Source organism: Sphingomonas koreensis, from assembly GCF_002797435.1.
Lineage (GTDB): Bacteria > Pseudomonadota > Alphaproteobacteria > Sphingomonadales > Sphingomonadaceae > Sphingomonas > Sphingomonas koreensis.
Window position 1 is genome coordinate 289,330 of record NZ_PGEN01000001.1, and the last position, 19,414, is coordinate 308,743.

The 19,414-nt window shown below is 66.2% G+C and carries 20 protein-coding genes; 5 read left to right on the forward strand and 15 right to left on the reverse strand.

Going from position 1 to position 19,414, the window contains the following annotated elements; all coding sequences use genetic code 11:
- Window positions 1–56: 56 nt before the first annotated feature.
- From BDW16_RS01515 to panB, 6 genes are all read right to left on the reverse strand, one after another.
- The gene (locus tag BDW16_RS01515) at window positions 57–503 is read right to left on the reverse strand and encodes an Hpt domain-containing protein (protein WP_066575493.1); all 447 of its coding nucleotides are present in this window, start codon (window positions 501–503) and stop codon (window positions 57–59) included.
- Between the two features lie 52 nt (window positions 504–555).
- A complete protein-coding gene (locus tag BDW16_RS01520; RefSeq protein ID WP_083954219.1) occupies window positions 556–768 on the reverse strand; it encodes a sulfurtransferase TusA family protein in 213 nt (70 codons plus the stop codon).
- Window positions 761–2,119, reverse strand: a complete 1,359-nt coding sequence (gene der / locus BDW16_RS01525; protein WP_066575496.1) for a ribosome biogenesis GTPase Der — start codon at window positions 2,117–2,119, stop codon at window positions 761–763. The genes BDW16_RS01520 and der overlap by 8 nt, the downstream gene beginning before the upstream one ends.
- Before the next feature lie 26 nt (window positions 2,120–2,145).
- Window positions 2,146–3,468 (reverse strand): outer membrane protein assembly factor BamB family protein, encoded by a 1,323-nt coding sequence (locus BDW16_RS01530; protein ID WP_066575498.1) that lies wholly within the window; start codon window positions 3,466–3,468, stop codon window positions 2,146–2,148.
- A complete protein-coding gene (locus BDW16_RS01535) occupies window positions 3,465–4,136 on the reverse strand; it encodes a tetratricopeptide repeat protein (protein ID WP_237241110.1) in 672 nt (223 codons plus the stop codon). Before BDW16_RS01535 ends, BDW16_RS01530 begins: the two co-directional genes overlap by 4 nt.
- Window positions 4,137–4,239: 103 nt before the next feature.
- The gene (panB, locus tag BDW16_RS01540) at window positions 4,240–5,100 is read right to left on the reverse strand and encodes a 3-methyl-2-oxobutanoate hydroxymethyltransferase (RefSeq protein ID WP_066575503.1); all 861 of its coding nucleotides are present in this window, start codon (window positions 5,098–5,100) and stop codon (window positions 4,240–4,242) included.
- Window positions 5,101–5,226: 126 nt separating this feature from the next.
- Here panB and BDW16_RS01545 point away from each other — a divergent pair, with 126 nt between their 5' ends.
- Both BDW16_RS01545 and BDW16_RS01550 read left to right on the forward strand, forming a co-directional pair.
- A complete protein-coding gene (locus tag BDW16_RS01545) occupies window positions 5,227–5,691 on the forward strand; it encodes a hypothetical protein (protein WP_125958817.1) in 465 nt (154 codons plus the stop codon).
- A 7-nt stretch (window positions 5,692–5,698) separates the two neighbouring features.
- Complete coding sequence (locus BDW16_RS01550) at window positions 5,699–5,914, forward strand: helix-turn-helix transcriptional regulator (RefSeq protein WP_066575509.1); 216 nt, start codon at window positions 5,699–5,701, stop codon at window positions 5,912–5,914.
- Window positions 5,915–5,980: 66 nt separating this feature from the next.
- Here BDW16_RS01550 and BDW16_RS01555 read toward each other — a convergent pair whose 3' ends face one another.
- The 4 genes from BDW16_RS01555 to guaA all read right to left on the reverse strand — a co-directional run bounded on the left by BDW16_RS01555 (window position 5,981) and on the right by guaA (window position 9,073).
- Window positions 5,981–6,418 carry a hypothetical protein gene (locus tag BDW16_RS01555; protein ID WP_066575512.1) on the reverse strand — a complete coding sequence of 146 codons (438 nt, stop codon included), beginning with the start codon at window positions 6,416–6,418 and terminating at the stop codon, window positions 5,981–5,983.
- A gap of 71 nt (window positions 6,419–6,489) precedes the next feature.
- Entirely contained in the window at window positions 6,490–6,837 is a 348-nt protein-coding gene (locus BDW16_RS01560) for an ArsC family reductase (RefSeq protein WP_066575515.1), read from the reverse strand.
- Window positions 6,834–7,436: a hypothetical protein gene (locus tag BDW16_RS01565; protein ID WP_066575517.1), complete on the reverse strand. Its 603-nt coding sequence runs from the start codon at window positions 7,434–7,436 to the stop codon at window positions 6,834–6,836. Before BDW16_RS01565 ends, BDW16_RS01560 begins: the two co-directional genes overlap by 4 nt.
- 80 nt (window positions 7,437–7,516) lie before the next feature.
- Window positions 7,517–9,073 carry a glutamine-hydrolyzing GMP synthase gene (guaA, locus tag BDW16_RS01570; protein ID WP_066575520.1) on the reverse strand — a complete coding sequence of 519 codons (1,557 nt, stop codon included), beginning with the start codon at window positions 9,071–9,073 and terminating at the stop codon, window positions 7,517–7,519.
- A 121-nt stretch (window positions 9,074–9,194) separates the two neighbouring features.
- Here guaA and BDW16_RS01575 point away from each other — a divergent pair, with 121 nt between their 5' ends.
- Together BDW16_RS01575 and BDW16_RS01580 are read left to right on the forward strand one after the other, a co-directional pair.
- The gene (locus BDW16_RS01575) at window positions 9,195–9,773 is read left to right on the forward strand and encodes a CHAP domain-containing protein (protein ID WP_066575523.1); all 579 of its coding nucleotides are present in this window, start codon (window positions 9,195–9,197) and stop codon (window positions 9,771–9,773) included.
- A gap of 182 nt (window positions 9,774–9,955) precedes the next feature.
- Window positions 9,956–11,134, forward strand: coding sequence for a vWA domain-containing protein (locus BDW16_RS01580; protein WP_066575526.1), 1,179 nt, complete (start codon window positions 9,956–9,958; stop codon window positions 11,132–11,134).
- Window positions 11,135–11,323: 189 nt separating this feature from the next.
- Here the strand turns inward: BDW16_RS01580 and BDW16_RS01585 are convergent, their stop codons facing one another.
- Window positions 11,324–11,617, reverse strand: coding sequence for an Hpt domain-containing protein (locus BDW16_RS01585; RefSeq protein ID WP_066575529.1), 294 nt, complete (start codon window positions 11,615–11,617; stop codon window positions 11,324–11,326).
- A gap of 81 nt (window positions 11,618–11,698) precedes the next feature.
- On the opposite strand from BDW16_RS01585, the gene BDW16_RS01590 reads away from it, so the two are divergent.
- Window positions 11,699–14,002 carry a coiled-coil domain-containing protein gene (locus BDW16_RS01590; RefSeq protein WP_066575532.1) on the forward strand — a complete coding sequence of 768 codons (2,304 nt, stop codon included), beginning with the start codon at window positions 11,699–11,701 and terminating at the stop codon, window positions 14,000–14,002.
- Window positions 14,003–14,005: 3 nt separating this feature from the next.
- Here the strand turns inward: BDW16_RS01590 and BDW16_RS01595 are convergent, their stop codons facing one another.
- The 4 genes from BDW16_RS01595 to BDW16_RS01610 are packed head-to-tail and all read right to left on the reverse strand — an operon-like array spanning window position 14,006 to window position 19,404.
- Complete coding sequence (locus BDW16_RS01595; RefSeq protein ID WP_066575534.1) at window positions 14,006–15,172, reverse strand: serine hydrolase domain-containing protein; 1,167 nt, start codon at window positions 15,170–15,172, stop codon at window positions 14,006–14,008.
- 12 nt (window positions 15,173–15,184) lie between these two features.
- The gene (locus BDW16_RS01600; protein ID WP_066575752.1) at window positions 15,185–16,438 is read right to left on the reverse strand and encodes an SAM-dependent methyltransferase; all 1,254 of its coding nucleotides are present in this window, start codon (window positions 16,436–16,438) and stop codon (window positions 15,185–15,187) included.
- A 60-nt stretch (window positions 16,439–16,498) separates the two neighbouring features.
- Window positions 16,499–17,530, reverse strand: a complete 1,032-nt coding sequence (locus BDW16_RS01605) for a 2-oxoacid:ferredoxin oxidoreductase subunit beta (RefSeq protein ID WP_066575536.1) — start codon at window positions 17,528–17,530, stop codon at window positions 16,499–16,501.
- The gene (locus BDW16_RS01610; RefSeq protein ID WP_066575544.1) at window positions 17,527–19,404 is read right to left on the reverse strand and encodes a 2-oxoacid:acceptor oxidoreductase subunit alpha; all 1,878 of its coding nucleotides are present in this window, start codon (window positions 19,402–19,404) and stop codon (window positions 17,527–17,529) included. The genes BDW16_RS01605 and BDW16_RS01610 overlap by 4 nt, the downstream gene beginning before the upstream one ends.
- Window positions 19,405–19,414: the final 10 nt, after the last annotated feature.

Consider the following 19,414-nt stretch of genomic DNA (forward strand, 5'->3'; position numbering starts at 1 on the left):
CCGCCGGAAAGAAAGGCGGGACGGCGCTTCTGTGCCGTCCCGTCAGTCAGGGGAAGCTACAACCCCGGACGGCGGCCAAAGGCCGCAACCGGACGCCGTTCCACCAGCGGATTCGCCTCGCGCTCCAGCAGCGCCAGCGTCGCCTCGAACAGCGGGCGCAACTCAACCACATGCGGCAGCGCCTCGCTCGGCTCGTACCGGTTCTCGATACAGTGCCGGGCGATGGTCTCGATCGCGGCCGCGCATTCGGCGAGCGGCTCGGCCCCGAACTGATGCGATTCGCCCTTCAGCGTATGCGCGGGCAGCACCAGCGCGGCGGCATTGTTGGCACGCATCGCCTCCTCGATCAGCGCGACCGATTTGACGCCATCTTCATGAAAATAGCCTAGGATCCGCACGAAATTGGCGCCCAGCTCTGCGCGGGCCTGCGAGAACGCAGTCCAGTCCACAAGTCTGTTCGGATCGTCCGCCGCCAATTCACCCTCCCGCGATATGCGGTCCATCTGTATGATGAATAACGGCAAATCGGTAAACGACCGGTTGACGCAGCGTGATTCAGCCGATGCGAAACGCGAGTCCGCCCTCGATTTCAAGGGTTTCGATACCGGCGCCGCGCGCCGTCGCCAGCGCTCGGATCTCGCGCTCCGCCGCCGGATCGTCAGCCAGAATCTCGATCGGAAACAGTCCGCTGCGCAGCGCCCGCGCCAGCCTCAACGCAGGCCAGGGGCAGCGCAGCCCGCGCGCGTCGATCCGCGCCGGCTCACTCACGATCGTACGGATTCTTCGACGGCCGCATCGTCAGCCGCACGGGCACCGCGCCGAAGCCGAACTCCTTGCGCATGCTGTTGACCAGATAGCGCTCATAGCTCTGCGGCAACAGATCCACCCGCGTCCCGAACAGGATGAAGCTCGGCGGCCGCGTCTTCGCTTGAGTGACGTAGCGCGGCTTGATCCGCTTGCCGCCGGGTGCGGGCGGCGGGTTGGCCTCGAGCGCACGCTCGAACCAGCGGTTGAGCTGGCCCGTGGTGATGCGCCGCGACCATGCCTCGCGCGTCTCGAACGCGACCTTGATCAGCGTGTCGAGCCCCTTCCCCGTCGCAGCCGATACGGTGAGCAACGGCACGCCCTTCACCTGCGCCAGTCCTTCGTCCAGCGCGCCCTTCACGCCGTTGAACAGGCTCGAGGCATTCTCCGCCACGTCCCATTTGTTGAGCGCGATCACCAGTGCGCGGCCTTCCTGCAGCACCTTGTCGGCGATCTTGAGGTCCTGAACCTCCAACCCGCGCGTCGCGTCGAGCAGCAGTACCACCACCTCGGCAAAGTCGATCGAACGCAAGGTATCGGCGACCGACAGCTTTTCCAGCTTCTCCTCGACCTTTGCGCGCTTGCGCATGCCGGCGGTATCGATCAGCCGGACGGGACGCATATTGCCCTCGAAATCTTCCCATTCCCATTCGATCGCGATCGAATCGCGGGTAATTCCCGCTTCGGGTCCGGTAATGAGGCGATCCTGTCCGATCAGCCGGTTGATCAGCGTGGACTTGCCCGCATTGGGCCGTCCCACCACCGCCAGCTTTAGCGGCGCGTCGGGCGAATCGTCCTCGGCCTCTTCCTCCTCTTCACGGTCGATATGCGGGAGCAGCGCCTCGAACAGATCGGCGATCCCTTCGCCATGTTCGGCCGAAAAGGGCACCGGGTCGCCCAGCCCGAGTGCCATCGCCTCCAGGATTCCCGGCTCCGCCGCGCGCCCCTCGGCCTTGTTGGCGAGCAGCACCACGGGCACGTCGGCGCTGCGCAGCCAGCGCGCGACCTCTTCGTCCAGCGGCGTCACGCCGGCGCGCGCATCCACCATGAACAACGCGACGTCCGCCTCGCGCACCGCTGCCTCGGTCTGCGCGCGCATCCGGCCGGGAAGGCTCGCCGCATCCTCGTCCTCGAAGCCGGCGGTGTCGATGATGCGGAAGGGTATGCCGAGCAGTTCGGCGTCGCCCTCACGCCGGTCGCGGGTCACGCCCGGCTGGTCATCGACCAGCGCCAGACGCTTCCCGACAAGACGGTTGAACAGGGTGGACTTGCCGACATTGGGCCGGCCGATGATCGCTACGGTGGGACGGGACATCTTGGCCTCCTATCCCAACGCGGCGCTCAGCGATAGGCGGTGATCTCACCCTTGTCGCTCAGGACGTAGAGTACGCCCCCAGCGACCACGGGGCTCAGGCTCACCGCGTCCTTACCCTCGATCGTCGTGCCGACCGTGCCGTCGGTCGGCGAGACCGACGCCAGCTCGCCACGCGAATTGGCAAGCCACAGCTTGTTGCCCGCCAGAACCGGACCGACCCAGGTGATCGCGTTCTTCTTCTTTTCCTCGTTGCGGAAACCGCGAAGCTGCGAGATCCAGCGGATCTTGCCGGTGCCGCGCGCGACGGCGACGAGCCGCGCGTCGTCGGTGACGACGAACAGCCACTCGCCCGCGATCCAGGGGGTCGAGATGCCGGCGATATTCTGTTCCCACAGGCGCTGTCCGGTCGCCAGTTCGACCGCAGCCATGCGCCCGCCCTGCCCGACCGCATAGACGCGGCCCTGATCGATCACCGGTTCCGCGTCGATATCGGCAAGGCTCGACACCGAAGTCGAGGCGGTCGATCGCGCCAGCGTGTCGCTCCACAGCGTGCGGCCGTTCTCATAGCGATAGGCGTTGAGTTCGCCCGACGAGAAGCCGGCCACGACCGTACCCTGCGCCACGGCAGGCGCCGCGACACCGAACACGCCCTGCGATTCGAGCGTGCCCGACTGTGTCCAGATCGTGCTGCCGTCAGCCGCTGAGAGCGCAAAGAGCTGGTTGTCCTGCGAGACGACGTAGAGATTGCCTTCCCAGACGCTCGGCGCGCCGCGCAGGGGGCCGCCCGGCTTCTTGCGCCAAACCTCGCTACCCGCAGCGGCGTCGATCGCCACCACGTCGCCCAGGCCGTTGGTCGCATAGACGCGCGCGCCGTCTACGCTCACGCCGCCGCCAAAGGCCGCGCGGCGATTCTCTTCGCTCTTGACGGTGGAAAGCTGCCAGCGCCGTGCGCCCGTGGCCGCGTCGAACGCGTGAACCGCGCCCTCGGTGTCCATCACGAACAGCGTGCCGTTCGCGACCACCGGTGCCGCCGCAAGCCGGGTACGGCCGCTGGTGCCCGGGATCCGCGCGGTCCAGATGCGGGCCGGCGTCTCGCTCAGCGCCAGATGGCCCAGTGCCTTGGCGGCGCTGCCGCCCGGCTGGCCCCATGCATCGTTCGCCGCGGCCGCCGGCACCACGACCTGCACTTCGGCGATCGTGGGATCGGCGACGATGCTCGTCTCCGACGCCAGGATCGGCACGCGCTGACCCAGCACCGGGGTCTTCTTGTCGCCACCCTTGAAGATGCCGCAGGCGCTCAACGCCACCAGCGCCGCCATTGCGACGGGAACCCGTACCGACTTCATCATTTCGCTTTCTTGTCCTCTCCGGCGTCCACAACGGCATCCACGCCCAGAACGCCCGCCATCTGGAGCGCACGCGTGCGGATCGCCCGCGGAACGCCATCCGTCTTCGAAATTTCGCCGTAGAGCTTGCCCGCTTCGGCGCGCTTGCCCAGGCGAAGCTGCGCGATCGCGACCATCTCGCCCGCGCTGCCGAACCAGGGGCTGTCCTTGACCGCCAGGCTGCCGAGCCGTGCCACCACCTGGTCGGGCTTCAGCGAATCATATTCGGCAGCGGTCTGGCGGATCAGCGCCAGGTCGCGAAACTCCTGCGGAACGCCGCCGTCCGCGGCAATCGCCGCCAAAATCGCCGCACCACCCTTCAGATCGTTCTTGGCGAGCAAGGCATCCGCCTGCGCGAAGCGCGCGGCCGCGCTGAACCCGCTCGAGCTCGACCCGGCGAGTTCCTTTAGCGGGGCCTCCGCTTCCTGGCCCTTATTCTCGCTCAGCGCCTTGACCGCGGCCTTGAGCTTCTCGCCCTCCTCGCCGCGGCGCCCGTCGCTATGGCTCTGCCAGTAGAGCCAGCCGCCGAACGCGATCAGCCCCGCCACCACCGCGACGATGATCCAGCGGCCGTAATTCTGCCAGACGTGCAACGCCTGATCCTTGCGCAGCTCTTCATCGACCTCGCGCATAAAGGCTTCGTTGCTTTGCGGGCTCAGCGCCAAGGGTCACTCCATCGGGGTAAGGGATTTCGGGCGCGGACCTTAGCCGCGGTCTCCGGGAAACGAAAGCCGGTCAATCCTTGGGCTTGTAGACTTGTTCGTCGCCCGGGAAGCTCCGGTCGCGTACCTGAGCGGCATAGGTTTCAACCGCGGCGGAAATACGGCCGGCCAGATCGTCGAACTTCTTCACGAAGCGCGGGGTGCGCTCGAACATGCCCAGCATGTCTTCGGTCACCAGCACCTGTCCGTCGCACTGGTTCGATGCGCCGATGCCGATGATCGGGCAGCCCACGGCCGCGACGATCTCGTTCGCCAGCGTCTCGACCACCCCCTCGGCGACGATCGAGAAGGCCCCGGCGTCGACGATCGCCTTCGCGTCGCCGATGATCTTGGCATATTCGGCATTGCCGCGCCCGCGTGCACCATAGCCGCCCAGCGCATTAACCGCCTGCGGGGTCAGGCCGATATGCCCCATTACCGGGATGCCGCGGCGGGTGAGGAACGCGACCGTCTCGGCCATCGCCTCCCCGCCTTCGAGCTTCACCGCAGCCGCGCCGGTCTCCGCCAGGATGCGGGACGCCGATGCGAACGCCTGCTCCGGGCTCGCCTCATAGCTCCCGAAGGGCATGTCGATCACGACGACCGCATGATAACTGCCCCGCACCACCGCGGCGCCGTGCGCGCACATCATCTCCAGCGTCACCGCCAGCGTTGAGGGCAGGCCGTAGATCACCTGCCCCAGGCTGTCGCCGACCAGCAGCACGTCGCAATGCGGGTCGAGCAGCTGCGCCATCCGCGCGGTGTAGGCGGTGAGCATCACCACCGGCTCCTTGCCCTTTCGCCCCTGGATCGCGGGCACGGTCAGCCGCTTCATCGGGGCCGGAGTCGGGTGCGCGCGGCTGGTGGAGGTGTCGAGCGTGAAGGTCGTGGACATGGCGCGGCGATAGCCGATCGCTTCGGGCCGTACCAGCGAAACGGCGCGAGGAATGTTTATCTGAATTGACTCTATGTTCGATATTCTTTACATCGAGTCGCATCAACCGAACATTCAGGAGGCAATGTGTCGTACCGGGAAAAAGTGCAATGGGCTTCGCTCGTGACGGGCCTGATCGTCTGGGGCATTTATTTCGCCCGCTTCGCCATGTCGCTTGCGGCCGGGCAGCCCAAGCCGGGCGATGTGCTGGGCGGATTCATCGGCGCGGTGATCGTGCTCGTGATCCTTCAGGTCGCGGCCATCATCGCCATCGCGGTCCACCGCCCGTCCGAGGCCGAGCTGCCCGCCGACCCGCGCGAGCGCGAGATCGAGGGGCGCGCCGCGATCGCCGGTTATATCGTGCTGTGCCTCGCCGTGTTCGCGGTCATGATCGCCACGCCGGTGCTCACCATTTCCGGTCCCGCAGCGCTCGGCCACCCGGGCGGCGCAACAGCGGCGATGCTGGTCGGCAATGCGCTGCTGGCTGCGCTGGTGTTCGCGTCGATCGTCCATTCGATCTGGCAGCTCGTCCTCTATCGTCGTCAGGCGTGAGCGGATCATGGCCACTCCCCCCATCACCAATCAGATCCGCACGCTCCGCTTCCTTGCGGGCGAGATGACGCAGGCCGAGCTCGGCGAGCGCGTCGGCGTCACGCGCCAGACGATCGCCGCGATCGAGCAGGGTAAATACTCACCCACGCTGGAGACCGCGTTCCGCATCGCCCAGATCTTCAAAAAGCCGCTGGAGGAAGTGTTCCAGTGGCAGGGGAAGTGAACGTCGGCGTCAGCTGACTGGCCGGAGCCGCGTTCCCCTATGCGCGGCTTCGGCTTCCCAGACGGCTCAGCGGAGCCAGCCGCGCTTCTTCGCGAACCCTGCGAACCAGAGCTGGAACAGCGCCATCGCGAATATGAATGCGGGGAAATAGGTGGTCCACACCCCCTTCACCTCGATGATGTCGGTGGCCGCGAACATGTAGCCGAACTGCACCATCACTGCGATCAGCGAGAGCAGATAGAGCGTCCCCGCCCATTTCGCGCGCATCAGCAGCCCGACCGAGCCAAGCAAGCCGGCGAGCACGGCGGTGACATAGGCGATGTTCAGCCACATCGGCAGCGCCTTGTAGAGCGCACGGTCATAGTCGGTTGCATTCGGGTCCATGTCCGGCCCGATCGCGAAATGCGCGTAGAGCGAGGCGCAGCCTGCCAGTCCCCACAGCAACAGGACAATGGCGACGATGTAAAACCAGACGGGTGGCTTCTGAGCAAATTGCGTTGCCATCGGAACTTCTCCCCTTTGGGCCGTTCGATGGTAACAGATTACCCTAGAGGACGAATTTTCCAATCATTTCGTCAGAGCAGCGCGGCGGCCCATTCCTCGGGCTTGAACCCAACCAGCACGCCGCCGCGATACTCGACCACCGGCCGCTTGATGATCGACGGGTTCGCCGCCATCAACCGCAGCGCCTTGGCCTGATCGATATCGGCCTTGTCGGCCTCGTCGAGCTTGCGAAAGGTCGTACCGGCGCGGTTGAGCAGTTTCTCCCAGCCCGCCGTCTCGGCCCATTTCGCCAGCCGCGCGGGATCGGCGCCTTCCTTCTTATAGTCGTGGAACGCGTAGGCGATCCCGTTGGCGTCGAGCCAGACCCGCGCCTTCTTCACCGTGTCGCAATTGGGGATACCGTAGAAGGAAATTGTCATCGGAAGTTGCACACCTGTCCTGACCAGATCGCCGTCACCTTGGCAGTTGGCTCCTTGCCGCTCAACAGCCCGGAAAGCTCCCCTGCGGTGAATTCCTCGCCGAGCGAGCTTTCGCTGATCTCCGCGTCATAGGCGCCGGTCAGCTCCTTGCGCGTCGATCCGATGCCGATCCCCGATGCCGTGGTCAGCTTCGCCCCGGCATCTTCGATGAACCAGCCGGCGAACTTGCCGTCCTGAAACCAGACCCGCAGCCCGCCCGGCATCCGCGCAAAGTCCATCGCGCCCTCCCCGCATTCGCGGTTCGATCCGCGCTCGGACGGCTTGTCCAGCGCGAGTGCCAGCGCATCCTCGACCGTTGCCCGATCAAGCCCGAACGCCAGCTCGCGCGAGCGGCCGCTGTTCGGATCGACTAGGCTCAGCGCGCCGGGAGCGAGGTTGAGGAGCGGCCTGTCGTCGGCTGGAAGTACTTCGGCTGCGTTGTTCGCCAGAGGCACGACCTGCTCCGCCACGGTGTTCGACGGCTCGACCGTGACGTTAGCGGGCTCGCCGCCACAGGCGGCCAGCAACAGGCATGTCGAGATCAGAAACGTGTTCCGCATCGACCCTCTCCTATGTCAGCGGCGCCTCGCGGCGCCGGGTCAACGCGGCGGACGTGCCCCGCACGCCCGCTTGATCGCGTTTACTCCCACTCGATCGTGCCCGGCGGCTTCGACGTATAGTCGTACACCACACGGTTGACGCCCTTCACCTCGTTGACGATCCGTGTCGCCACCCGCGTCAGGAAGCTCGCGTCGAACGGATAGACGTCCGCGGTCATGCCGTCGGTCGAGGTCACCGCGCGCAGGCCGCACACGCTGTCATAGGTGCGTCCGTCGCCCATCACGCCCACGGTCTTGACCGGGAGCAGCACCGCGAATGCCTGCCAGATCGCGTCATAGAGGCCCGCGTTGCGGATCTCCTCCAGATATACCGCATCCGCCTTGCGCAGGATGTCGCAGCGTTCCTTGGTCACCTCGCCCGGAATGCGGATCGCAAGGCCCGGCCCAGGGAACGGGTGGCGCCCGACGAACACGTCGGGTAGCCCTAGCTCGCGACCCAGCGCGCGGACCTCGTCCTTGAACAGCTCGCGCAGCGGCTCCACCAGCTTCATGTTCATGCGCTCGGGCAGGCCGCCGACATTGTGGTGGCTCTTGATCGTCACCGAAGGCCCGCCGGTGAACGACACGGACTCGATCACGTCGGGATAGAGCGTACCCTGCGCCAGGAACTCCGCCCCGCCGATCTTCTTCGCCTCTTCCTCGAACACGTCGATGAAGGTCTTGCCGATGAACTTGCGCTTCGCCTCGGGGTCGGTGACCCCGGCGAGGCCGTTCAGGAACAGCGTCTCCGCATTCACATGCACCAGCGGGATGTTGTAGTGGCCGCGGAACAGCGACACGACCTGATCGGCCTCGCCGCTGCGCATCAGGCCGTGATCGACGAACACGCAGGTCAGCTGCTCGCCGATCGCCTCATGGATCAGCACCGCGGCGACCGCCGAGTCCACCCCGCCCGAAAGCCCGCAGATCACCTTGCCCGTGCCGACCTGCTTGCGGATCTCCTCGATCTTGGTCTGGCGGAACTCCGCCATCGTCCAGTCGCCCTTGAGTCCGCAGACATGCCGCACGAAGTTCGCCAGCAGCTTCGCGCCGTCCGGCGTGTGCACCACCTCAGGGTGGAACTGCATCGCATAGTAACGGCGGGTGTCGTCCGCGATCACCGCAAACGGCGCACCGGCGCTCGCCGCGACAGGACGGAAACCCGGGGCAAGGCTGGTCACCTTGTCGCCATGGCTCATCCACACCTGATGCGTCTCGCCCTCGGCCCACAGGCCATCGAACAGCACGCAGCTGTCGGCGATCTCGATGAAGGCGCGCCCGAACTCGCCACTGTCGCCCAGCTGCACGTTGCCGCCCAGCTGCTGCATCATCACCTGCTGTCCGTAGCAGATGCCCAGCACCGGCAGTCCGCTCTCGAAGATCGCTTGCGGAACCCGCGGCGACCCGTCCTCGAGCACCGATGCGGGCGAGCCCGACAGGATCACCCCGCCCGGCTTCATCCGCTCAAAGGCCTCGGCGGCGGCGTTGAAAGGAGCGATTTCGCTGTAGACGCCCGCTTCGCGCACGCGGCGCGCGATGAGCTGGGTCACCTGGCTGCCGAAATCGACGATGAGGATGGATTCGCCCGGCTGTGTCATGGCGGGGCGATAGGCAGGTGCGGGCAGAGTGTAAAGGCGTCGGCGCCGCACTTATGCCCGATGCCGCGTTAACCATAATCGCAAACCCTTCCGAAGCGCGGATTGGCGTAGCTCCGGACCTATGAAGTCGAACCGGACCCCCCGCCGGATCGTCTTGTCGATGCTCGGCGCCGCTTCCCTCCTCGCGGCGCCGGCGTCGGCATCGATCCTCGATTATGTCGGCGAATGCGTGCCCTTCGCGCGCCAGGCCTCTGGTATCCAGATCTGGGGCGATGCCTGGACCTGGTGGGGTCAGGCGCAGGGCAAATACCAGCGCGGCGACGTGCCCGAAGTCGGCGCCGTCGTCGCCTTCGCCAAATCGAACGCCCTGCGTCTCGGCCATGTCTCGGTGGTCAGCCGCATCATTGAACCGCGCGTGATCATGGTCACCCATGCCAACTGGTCACGCTTCGATGGCAAGCGCGGGCAGGTCGAGCAGGATGTGACGCTGTTCGACGTCTCGCCTGCGGGCGACTGGAGCCAGGTCAAGGTCTGGTACCGCGACACCAAGGGCCTCGGCTCGACCACTTACCCGGTCCACGGCTTCATCTACGGTCGCCCGGCCAGCGGCGCGAAAGTCGCCCGCGCGCGTCCCGCTCCCGAACTGACCGGCGACCGCCCCGACTATGTCGGCTCGCTGATCGACGCCTACGCGCGGTAGACGCCCCCGCCCTTTCCAAACCGGATCGTCACTCCGGCCGAATGCCGGGGTCCACGGCGCCGCAAACAATGCCCTGGAGCCTCTTGCGCCACCGCCTGACGCCCGGTGGATCCAAGCACAGGGCCGAAATGACGGTTGATGCGATGCTGGACGTAGCTCGCTGTACCCGCCAAACTCCCCGGATGTTCTTCTCCTTCGTCGACCAGCTCCGCGCCGCGGGCATTCCCGCCAGCATGAAGGAGCATCTCGTGCTCCTCGAAGCGCTCGACCGCGACGTGATCGACCGCACGCCCGAGGCCTTCTACTACCTTGCCCGCGCCACCTTCGTTAAGGACGAGGGCCTGCTCGACCGCTTTGATCAGGTCTTCGCCAAGGTCTTCCGCGGCATCTCCACCACCTTCGGTGCCCAGACCGCCGACCTCCCCGAGGACTGGCTCAAAGCCGTCGCGGAGAAATACCTGACGCCCGAGGAGATGGAGGCGATCAAGTCGCTCGGCTCGTGGGACGAGATCATGGAGACGCTCAAACAGCGGCTCGAGGAGCAGCAGGGCCGGCATCAGGGCGGCAACAAATGGATCGGCACCGGCGGCACCTCCCCGTACGGCAATTCCGGCTACAATCCGGAGGGCGTCCGCATCGGCGGCGAGAGCAAGCACAAGCGCGCGCTCAAGGTGTGGGACCAGCGCGAGTTCAAGAACCTCGATTCCACCCGCGAGCTTGGCACCCGCAACATCAAGGTCGCCATGCGCCGCCTGCGCCGCTTCGCGCGCGAGGGCGCGGCGGACGAACTCGATATCGACGCGACAATCGACGGCACCGCGCGGCAGGGCTGGCTCGACATCCACATGCGGCCCGAGCGGCACAATGTCGTCAAGCTCCTCCTCTTCCTCGACGTCGGCGGATCCATGGACCCGTGGGTCAAGCTCTGCGAGGAGTTGTTCAGCGCCGCGACGTCGGAGTTCAAGAACCTCGAATTCTTCTACTTCCACAACTGCCTGTACGAGGGCGTGTGGAAGGACAATCGCCGCCGCTTCACCGAACGCACCCCGACCTGGGACGTGCTCCACAAATATGGCCATGACTATAAGGTGATCTTCGTCGGCGACGCGTCGATGTCGCCCTACGAGATCAGCCATCCCAGCGGCTCGGTCGAGCATTTCAACGAGGAAGCGGGTGCAACCTGGATGCAGCGCGTCACCAGCACCTATCCCGCCTCGGTCTGGCTCAACCCCATTCCCGAGGAGCAATGGGGCTATTCCCAGTCGGTCCGCATCCTGCGCGAGCTGATGAACGACCGCATGTACCCGCTGACCCTGGCGGGACTCGACGATGCCATGCGCGAGCTGAGCCGGAAGACGTGACCGGGGACAGCGTCATGCTGGTTCGCATCGCCACCGCGGCCTGCCTCAACCGCCTGGATCGACACCGCTGTTCGAAATCGTCAGCCAGCCCCGTTTGACACCGGCGCGTGAAGACATGCCGCTCGTGTCAGCATCGTCAACCGTCTCACCTACGCGCGACAGCGTGACCTTTGGGACTTTCCGCCGCTGCTACAGGCGCTCCACCGCACGCTGCAGCTTCCGGAGCACGCCCGAATCTCCCGCCTGCGAGTCCGCTGCCTCTTGCGCCAGCGCCATCAGCCGCACCGCGCCGAAGCTTGCCGACAGGCCCTTGAGCCGCAGCGCGGCGCTGCGCCATGCCTCGGGATCGTCCGCCGTCGCGAGCGCTTTCAGCCCGCGCTTCGCGCTGTCGAGGAACGCTTCGCGCAGCTCGGCGATCAGGCCGGGCTCGTCGCCCACCGCCGCCGCCAGCGTCGCATCGATTGCACCGGGATCATAAGCCATGCCGTGCGTGTATCGGGCTGTGCTTAACGACTGGTTTCTCAGCGCTATTCCGATCTTGCCCAACCGTGCTAGATTGGGACGATGAACGGGGGAACCAACGCAGCCGGCTTTGCCGCGAACGAGGAAGACGGGCTTACGCTTGTCGAGGAGCCCATTGCGCAGGTCAGCGCCGCGCATCCGGCCTATGATCCGGCGGAAGATCTCGAGCTGGAAGAAGTCTATCGCGCGCCCGGCGAATGGCTCGTTCCGCTGATTGCCGCCGGCCTTACCCTTGCCTGGTTCGGGGTGATGGGCTGGCTGCTCCAGCCCGCCTTCGCCCAGCCGATGCCACCGGTGCAGCTCGTCCAGCTGATCGCCGCACTCTGCGTCCCGCCGATCCTGATCGGCATCCTGTGGCTGCTCGCGCGCCGGTCGAGCCGCGCCGAGGCACGCCGCTTCGGCAACACCGCGCGTGCGATGCGCGAAGAGGCCGCGAGCCTCGAGCGCGTCATCGCGACCCTCGCGCGCAAGATCGAGGCGAACCGTGCCGCGCTCGCCGCGCAGACCACCGCCCTGATGGCGATGGGCGACGGCGCCGCCGAACGGCTTCAGGCCGTGTCCAACGGCATGGCCGCGGAGGCGCGCTCGGTCGACGCCAGCGCCAAGATCCTGATGGAAAGCGCCGCGACCGCCGAGAAGAGCGTCGCCATCGTCCTCGCCTCGCTGCCCAAGGCGCATGAGGGGATGATCGGCATGGCCGCCACCCTGGATGCCGCGGGCCTCAAGGCGGGCGAGCATGCCGCCGCGCTCGACGCTCAGCTCTCCGCGCTCGCCGAGCGGGGCCGTGAAGCCGATACGGTGGCGGGCGGAGCCGCCCAGCGGCTCGCCGCTCACATCGCCAAGATGGAGGCGACCAGCGAGACCGCGGGCGCCCGTCTGGAGGGAGTTGCCGACCAGATGTCCGGCACCGTCGATGCGATGCTCGATCGAACCGCCGCTGCGGTGGACGAGGCGCGCAAGGGCATCGCCGCGCAGGGCGAAGCCATGCTGGCGATGCTCGCCGCCAATCAGGCCTCGCTCGACGCCGCCGGCCGTGAGAGCATCGAGGCCGTCGGCACCCGCGTCGGTGAGATCGAGGAAACGATCAGCCGCATCGCCGAAAAGCTGGGCGAGGAGCAGACGCGGATCGACATCCTCCTCGCCTCGGTCACCGGCGGAATCGCCCAGGCCGACGGCGCGATGGCCGCGCTCCATTCGGCGGGCATGGATCGCACCCAGGCGCTTGCCGCCTCAATTAGCGCGCTCGACAGTTCCACCGCCGCGATGACCGAAACCCTCAAGATCGGCGACGAGACCGCGCGCCGCGTCATCGCTACCGCGGAGGATCTGCTCACCGCGCTCGACTCCTCGGCGCGCGAGATCGACGAGACGATGCCCGAGGCCCTCAACCGGCTCGAGGACCGGATCGGCTCCACCCGCACCGTCATCGCCAGCGCCAAGCCCGAGCTGCTCGCGCTCGTCACCGCTGCCGAAAGCACGCACGACGCGATCGAGGCGATCGCCGATGTCGTCTCGCGCCAGCGCGAGACGCTCATCAAGACCCAGGCCGCGCTCATCGAAACGCTCGATTCGGGGCATGAGAAGACCGACCAGCTCGAAGAAACCGTCGATCGCGCCATCGCCAATGCGCGGCGTTTCGCCGACGATGCCGCGCCGCAACTGGTCGACGCCCTGCTCCGTATCCGGGAGACCGCCGCCGCCGCCGCCGAACAGGCGCGCGCAACGCTCTCGGGCCTTGTTCCCGAGGCCGAGCGGCGGCTGGAGGAAGCCGGCAGCGCCGCGATGCGCCGCGCTGTCGATGCGGGCGTCCGCCAGCAGCTGGTCGAGCTCAGCCTTGTGTCCGAGAATGCGGTTGCGACTGCCGGGCGCGCCTCCGAGCATCTTACCCAGCAGATGATGAATATCGGCGAAGCCGCCGCTGCGGTCGAGCGCCGCATCGAGGAAGGCCGTGCCGAGCGCGAAGAGGCCGACCGCGACAATTTCGCCCGCCGCGTCTCGCTGCTGGTCGAGGCGCTCAATTCCGCCGCGATCGACATCACCAAGGCGTTCGCGCACGAGGTGTCGGACAGCGCCTGGTCGGCCTATCTCAAGGGCGACCGCGGCGTCTTCACCCGTCGCGCCGTCCGCCTGCTCGACAGCGGCGACGCGCGCGAGATTGCGGGCCTCTATGACAGCGACCCGCATTTCCGCGAGCAGGTCAACCGCTACATCCACGATTTCGAGGCGATGCTGCGTCAGGTGCTCGCGCTGCGCGACGGCTCGCCGCTCGGCGTCACCCTCCTCTCCTCCGACATGGGCAAGCTCTATGTGGCGCTGGCGCAGGCGATCGAACGCCTGCGCACCTGACCGTTATTTCTTCGCGGCCTCCAGCACCTTCATCCCGAACGCCAGCCGCTGCATGTACAGTGCCCGGTCGCTTGCCTTCGGCCAGGCCGCGCTGGTGACCATGACGACCTTGGTCGCGGGATCGACCAGAATGACCTGGCCGAAGATGCCCTGCGCCGCATAATAGCCGCCGGGGATCGTCCACCATTGATAGCCATAGCCGCCGCCCGGATGCGTCGCATGCGCCTTGGTCGCATCGGCGAACCAGCCGGCGGGCACGATCCCTTTCCCGCCCTCAAGCGTCATCTGCCCGATCCGCGCATAGTCGCGCAGCGAAACCGAGAGGCAGCAACCGCTGACCTCGGCGCCACTCTGGTCGGTCATCCAGAAGGCATCGCGCTCCATGCCGTAGCGGCGCCAGACCTTCTCGCTCAGATAGTCGGAAAGCTTCTTCTTGGTCGCGCGCCGCACCAGCACGCCGATCAGGTTGGTCTCGCCGGTCTTGTAGACGAACTTGCTTCCCGGCGGATCGGCGCGCGGGAGCTTGCGCATATAGGCGACGGTCGGGTCCTGTCCCGGCGGCACCGCCTCGGCGAACATCCGCGCCACGTCGCTGTTGGGATCGGTATAATCCTCGTTCCAGCGCACACCCGATGTCATGGTCAGGATCTGGCGAATGGTCACTCCGTCATAGCCGCCGCCGGCAAGGTCGGGGATGTACCTGGTCACGGGCTCGTCGAGCGACTTGATATAGCCGTCCTTGATCGCGGCCCCGACCAGCGTCGATGTCACCGATTTCGCAACCGAGAAGCTCGTCCACCGCCCCTCACGCGAATAGCCGAGCGCATAGCGTTCAAGCCGGATCTTGCCATCCTGAAGCACCAATAGTCCGGCGACGTTCTGAGCCGCCATGAAGGCATCAACGTCCGCGGCAGCGATCGGCAGCGGCGTACCTTCCGGCAACGGCCTCACCTTCCCGCCCGCCTTCACGATATGGCCGGGAAAGATCTTCTCCATCGCCGGGAAGTTCTTGAGCCGCTCCTCGGCCGACCAGAACAGCACCGCTGCGCCGACCTGGCGCAGCCGCGCCTCGTCCTTGGGGGCTGGGACAGGGACCGGTGCGGCGACCTCCGCCTTGGGCGCGCAGCCCCACAAAGCCACCGCCGAAAGCGCGATCCAGGCCGTCCGCATACCCCTCTCCCTTCAATCCTTGATGAGTGTCACCTGCGCCACCCAGATCCCGCCGCCGCGGAACCCACCTTCACAATACATGAGATAATAGCGCCACAAGTCGATGAAATGCCGGTCGAACTCAGCCGGGATCCGGCCCGACGCTACCGCTTCGTCGAACCGCTCGCGCCAGGTCCTCAACGTCTCGGCATAGTCCAGCCCGAACTCGCGCCGATCCTGCCAGCTCAGCCCCTGCTCCTCAGCGATCGCGCGGAACTTGCTCTCGGACAGCAGCAGCCCGCCGGGAAAGACATAGGTCTGGATGAAATCGACGTTGCGGGCATAGGCGTCGAAGATGGCGTCATCGATCGCGATATACTGGATCGCCGCACGGCCGCCCGGTTTCAGCGCTCGGGCGATCGCACCGAGATAGGCGGGCCAATATGCCTCGCCGACTGCCTCGACCATCTCGATGCTCGCGATGGCATCATATTGGCCTGCCACATCCCGATAGTCGGTCAGCGAGACCTCGACGCCATCCAGCCGCGCGGATGCCATCCGCGCATCGACATAGGCTTTTTGCTCGGTCGAAAGCGTGAGTCCGCGAACCCTGCGCCCTGCCATCGCCGCAGTCTCGGCGAAGGATCCCCAGCCGCAGCCGATTTCAAGTATTTCATCGCCCGGCTGCGTGCCCGTCCGTTCCAGTATCGCTGCCAGCTTCGCCGCCTGCGCAGCCTCAAGCGTCACGTCCAGTCCTGCGAACAGCGCGCTGGAATAGGTCATGCTTGCGTCGAGCCACGGGGCGTAGAAATCATTCCCCAGATCATAGTGATAGGCGATGTTGCGCCGCGCCCCGTCGCGATCGTTGCGGCGCATCCAGTGCCACATGCGCTTCGCCAGCCGCGAAAATCCCTGCGCCCGCCCGGCATCGCCCAACGTCGCGCGGTTGCGCATGAACAGGTCGAACAGCGGCACCGGATCGGGGCTGCTCCATTCGCGCGCCTGCCATGCCTCATACCAGCCGATCGATCCGCCGGTGGCCAACCGCCACAGCGCTCGCCAGTTGCGGATATCGACCCATGCCTCCGGCCCCGGCGCGCGCCCGCCGAGCCGTCGTCCCTTGCCGCCCGGCAAGGTCAGTTCGATCACGCCGTAAGCAAGCCCCGCATCGATCCGGTCCAGCAACTTGTGCAGCAAGGGCGATGCGAGCGTGGCCAGTACGCCGCGCCGCTGCGAGCCATGATCCCAGCCATCCCGGCGGCCGCGATTTTTAGCCGGTGCTTGCATGTCGCGCACAAACCACGCGGGATCGAGTTGGGCAAGTGGCAATAGCCGCCTGCGTAACGATCACATCGGATGCGGCTCTTTATCAACCATCCAGGTCTGGCCCTTGCTCACCAGCTTCTGGAGATCGGGCACCTTCCCTTCGCTCGCCGCCAGGTTCTGCGCCACCACCGCGCTCTCGAAGGTCGGGGCGGGATCGTCGTAGAGCACGCCCAGGGCCATCGGGAACGGGCCGAACGGCATCTCGACCAGCATATGGGCGATGGCGCGGTTGCTGACATTGTGGACGATCACCCCCGCCGCCTGCCAGTTACCTTCCACTACATCTACGGTTTTTAGTGTAAGCCGTTCAGTATCCAGCGCTATTCCCTTCGATCCGCCCGCGAACAGCATCGGCTGGCCATGCTCCAGCCAGAGCTGGTTCCCGGCATTGGCCTTTTCGGTGAAGGGGGCGAAGACGTCGTCATTATAGACGATGCAGTTCTGGAAGATCTCGACGAACGCCGCACCCTGATGGGCGTGCGCCGCCTTGAGCACCGACGGCAGATTCTTGTGGACGTCGATCCCGCGGGCAATGAAGCGCGCGCCGCTGCCCAGCGCATAGGCACAGGGCTTGGCCGGATGATCGACCGAGCCGAACGGGGTCGAGGGCGAGCGCGTCCCCTCCCGGCTCGTCGGCGAATATTGCCCCTTGGTCAGGCCGTAGATCTCGTTGTTGAACAGCAGCACCTGGCAATTGAGGTTCCGCCGCAGCAGGTGCATCGTGTGGTTGCCGCCGATGGAGAGGCCATCGCCGTCGCCGGTGATGATCCACACGTCGAGATCGGGATTGGCGAGCTTGACCCCTGTCGCCACCGCCGGCGCGCGGCCATGGATGGTGTGGAAGCCATAGGTCTCCATATAATAGGGGAAGCGCGACGAGCAGCCGATGCCGCTGATGAACACGGTGTTCTCCGGCGTCGCGCCGATCTCCGGCATCGTGCGCTGCACCGCCTTGAGGATCGCATAGTCGCCGCAGCCGGGGCACCAGCGGACCTCCTGATCGGTCTCCCAGTCCTTGGGGGTCGAGGGCTTGATGGTGGTGATCTCGTTCACGCGAGCGCCTCCTCGATGGCGGCTTCGATCTCATGGATGCGGAAGGGTTGGCCGCTGACCTTGTTGAGCGGCCTGGCATCGACGAGAAACTGGTCGCGCAGCACCGTCTTGAGCTGGCCCGTGTTCATTTCGGGCACAAGGATGTGCTCGTAACCCTTTAGCAATGCGCCGAGATTCTTCGGCATCGGCCAGATGTGGCGGATGTGGATATGGCTGACGTCGAGACCCTTGCGGCGGGCACGGCGCACGGCTTGCGTGATCGGGCCATAGGTCGAACCCCAGCCGACCACGACCAGCTTGCCGCCCGCCTCGCCCTGCTCGATCTCCTGATCGGGCACCGCGATCCCCTCGACCTTGGCCTTGCGGATGTCGGTCATCGCCTGATGGGTGTCGGGGGCATAGTCGATATTGCCGGTTCCCAGCGCCTTCTCGATCCCGCCGATGCGGTGAAGCAGACCCGGCGTGCCCGGCTTGACCCAGGGGCGCTTGAGCTTCTCGTCGCGGGCATAGGGCAGGAACTTCTCGCCGTCCGCCGGAAGCTCGGTGTGGAATTCCACCGGGAACGGCTTGTAACCGCTCATGTCCGGCACCTTCCACGGCTCGGCCGCATTCTGGAGGTAGCCGTCAGTGAGCAGCATGACGGGCGTCATATATTGGGTGGCGATGCGAACCGCCTCGATCGCGCAGTCGAAACAGTCGGCAGCGGAGCGGGTCGCGATCACCGGGACCGGCGCGTCGCCATTGCGACCATAGACCGCCTGGTAGAGATCCGACTGCTCGGTCTTGGTCGGAAGGCCCGTGGAGGGCCCGCCGCGCTGGGCGTTGACGATCACCAGCGGCAGCTCGGTCATGATCGCAAGGCCGATCGCTTCGGTCTTGAGCGCGATTCCGGGGCCGGAGGAGCAGGTGACGCCAAGACTTCCCGCATAGGACGCCCCCAGCGCCGACGCGACGGCGGCGATCTCATCCTCCGCCTGGAAGGTGGTGACGCCAAACTCCTTCAAGCGTGCGAGATGGTGAAGGATCGCCGAGGCGGGAGTGATCGGATAGCCGCCATAGAAGAGCTTCAAGCCCGCAAGCTGCGCACCCGCGACCAGCCCGAGGCTGATCGAATCTGCGCCGGTTACGGTCCGGTACAGGCCCGGCTCGACCGGGGCGGCGGGGACGTGGAGCTGCCCCACCCCTTGCGCGCCCAGCTCGGCGGTCTCGCCATAGGCATGGCCGGCGTTGAGCGCGGCGATGTTGGCCTCGGCCAGCTCGGGCGCCTTGGCGAACTTGGTCTTGAGCCAGTCGATCAGCGGCCCGCGCTCGCGGTCGAACATCCACAGCGCAAGGCCCAGCGTCCACATGTTCTTGCAGCGCAGCGCTTCCTTGTTGCCGAGCCCGAAGGGCTTCACGGCATCGAGGGTGAGCTGCGAGATGTTGAGCTTGAGCAGCTGCCACTTGGCCAGGCTGCCATCCTCGAGCGGGTTTTCGGCGTATTTGGCCTTGTCGAGGTTGCGTTTGTTGAACTCGCCTTCGTCGGCGATGATCAGGCCGCCGGGCTTCAAATCGCCGACATTGGTCTTGAGCGCCGCGGGGTTCATCGCCACGAGCACATCCGGTGCGTCGCCCGCGGTCTCGATCGCGGCCGAGCCGAAATTGATCTGGAAGGCGGAGACCCCGAACAACGTGCCCTGCGGGGCGCGGATCTCTGCGGGGAAATCGGGGAAGGTGGCGAGGTCGTTGCCCGCCAGTGCGGTCGAAAGCGTGAACTGGCCACCGGTAAGCTGCATGCCGTCGCCCGAGTCTCCGGCGAAGCGGACGACGACCGCTTCGGGGGGCGGATTAGCGGAAGCCTCTTCGGGCGTGACCTGATGGACGGCTGTGGCCATTCAGTCTCTT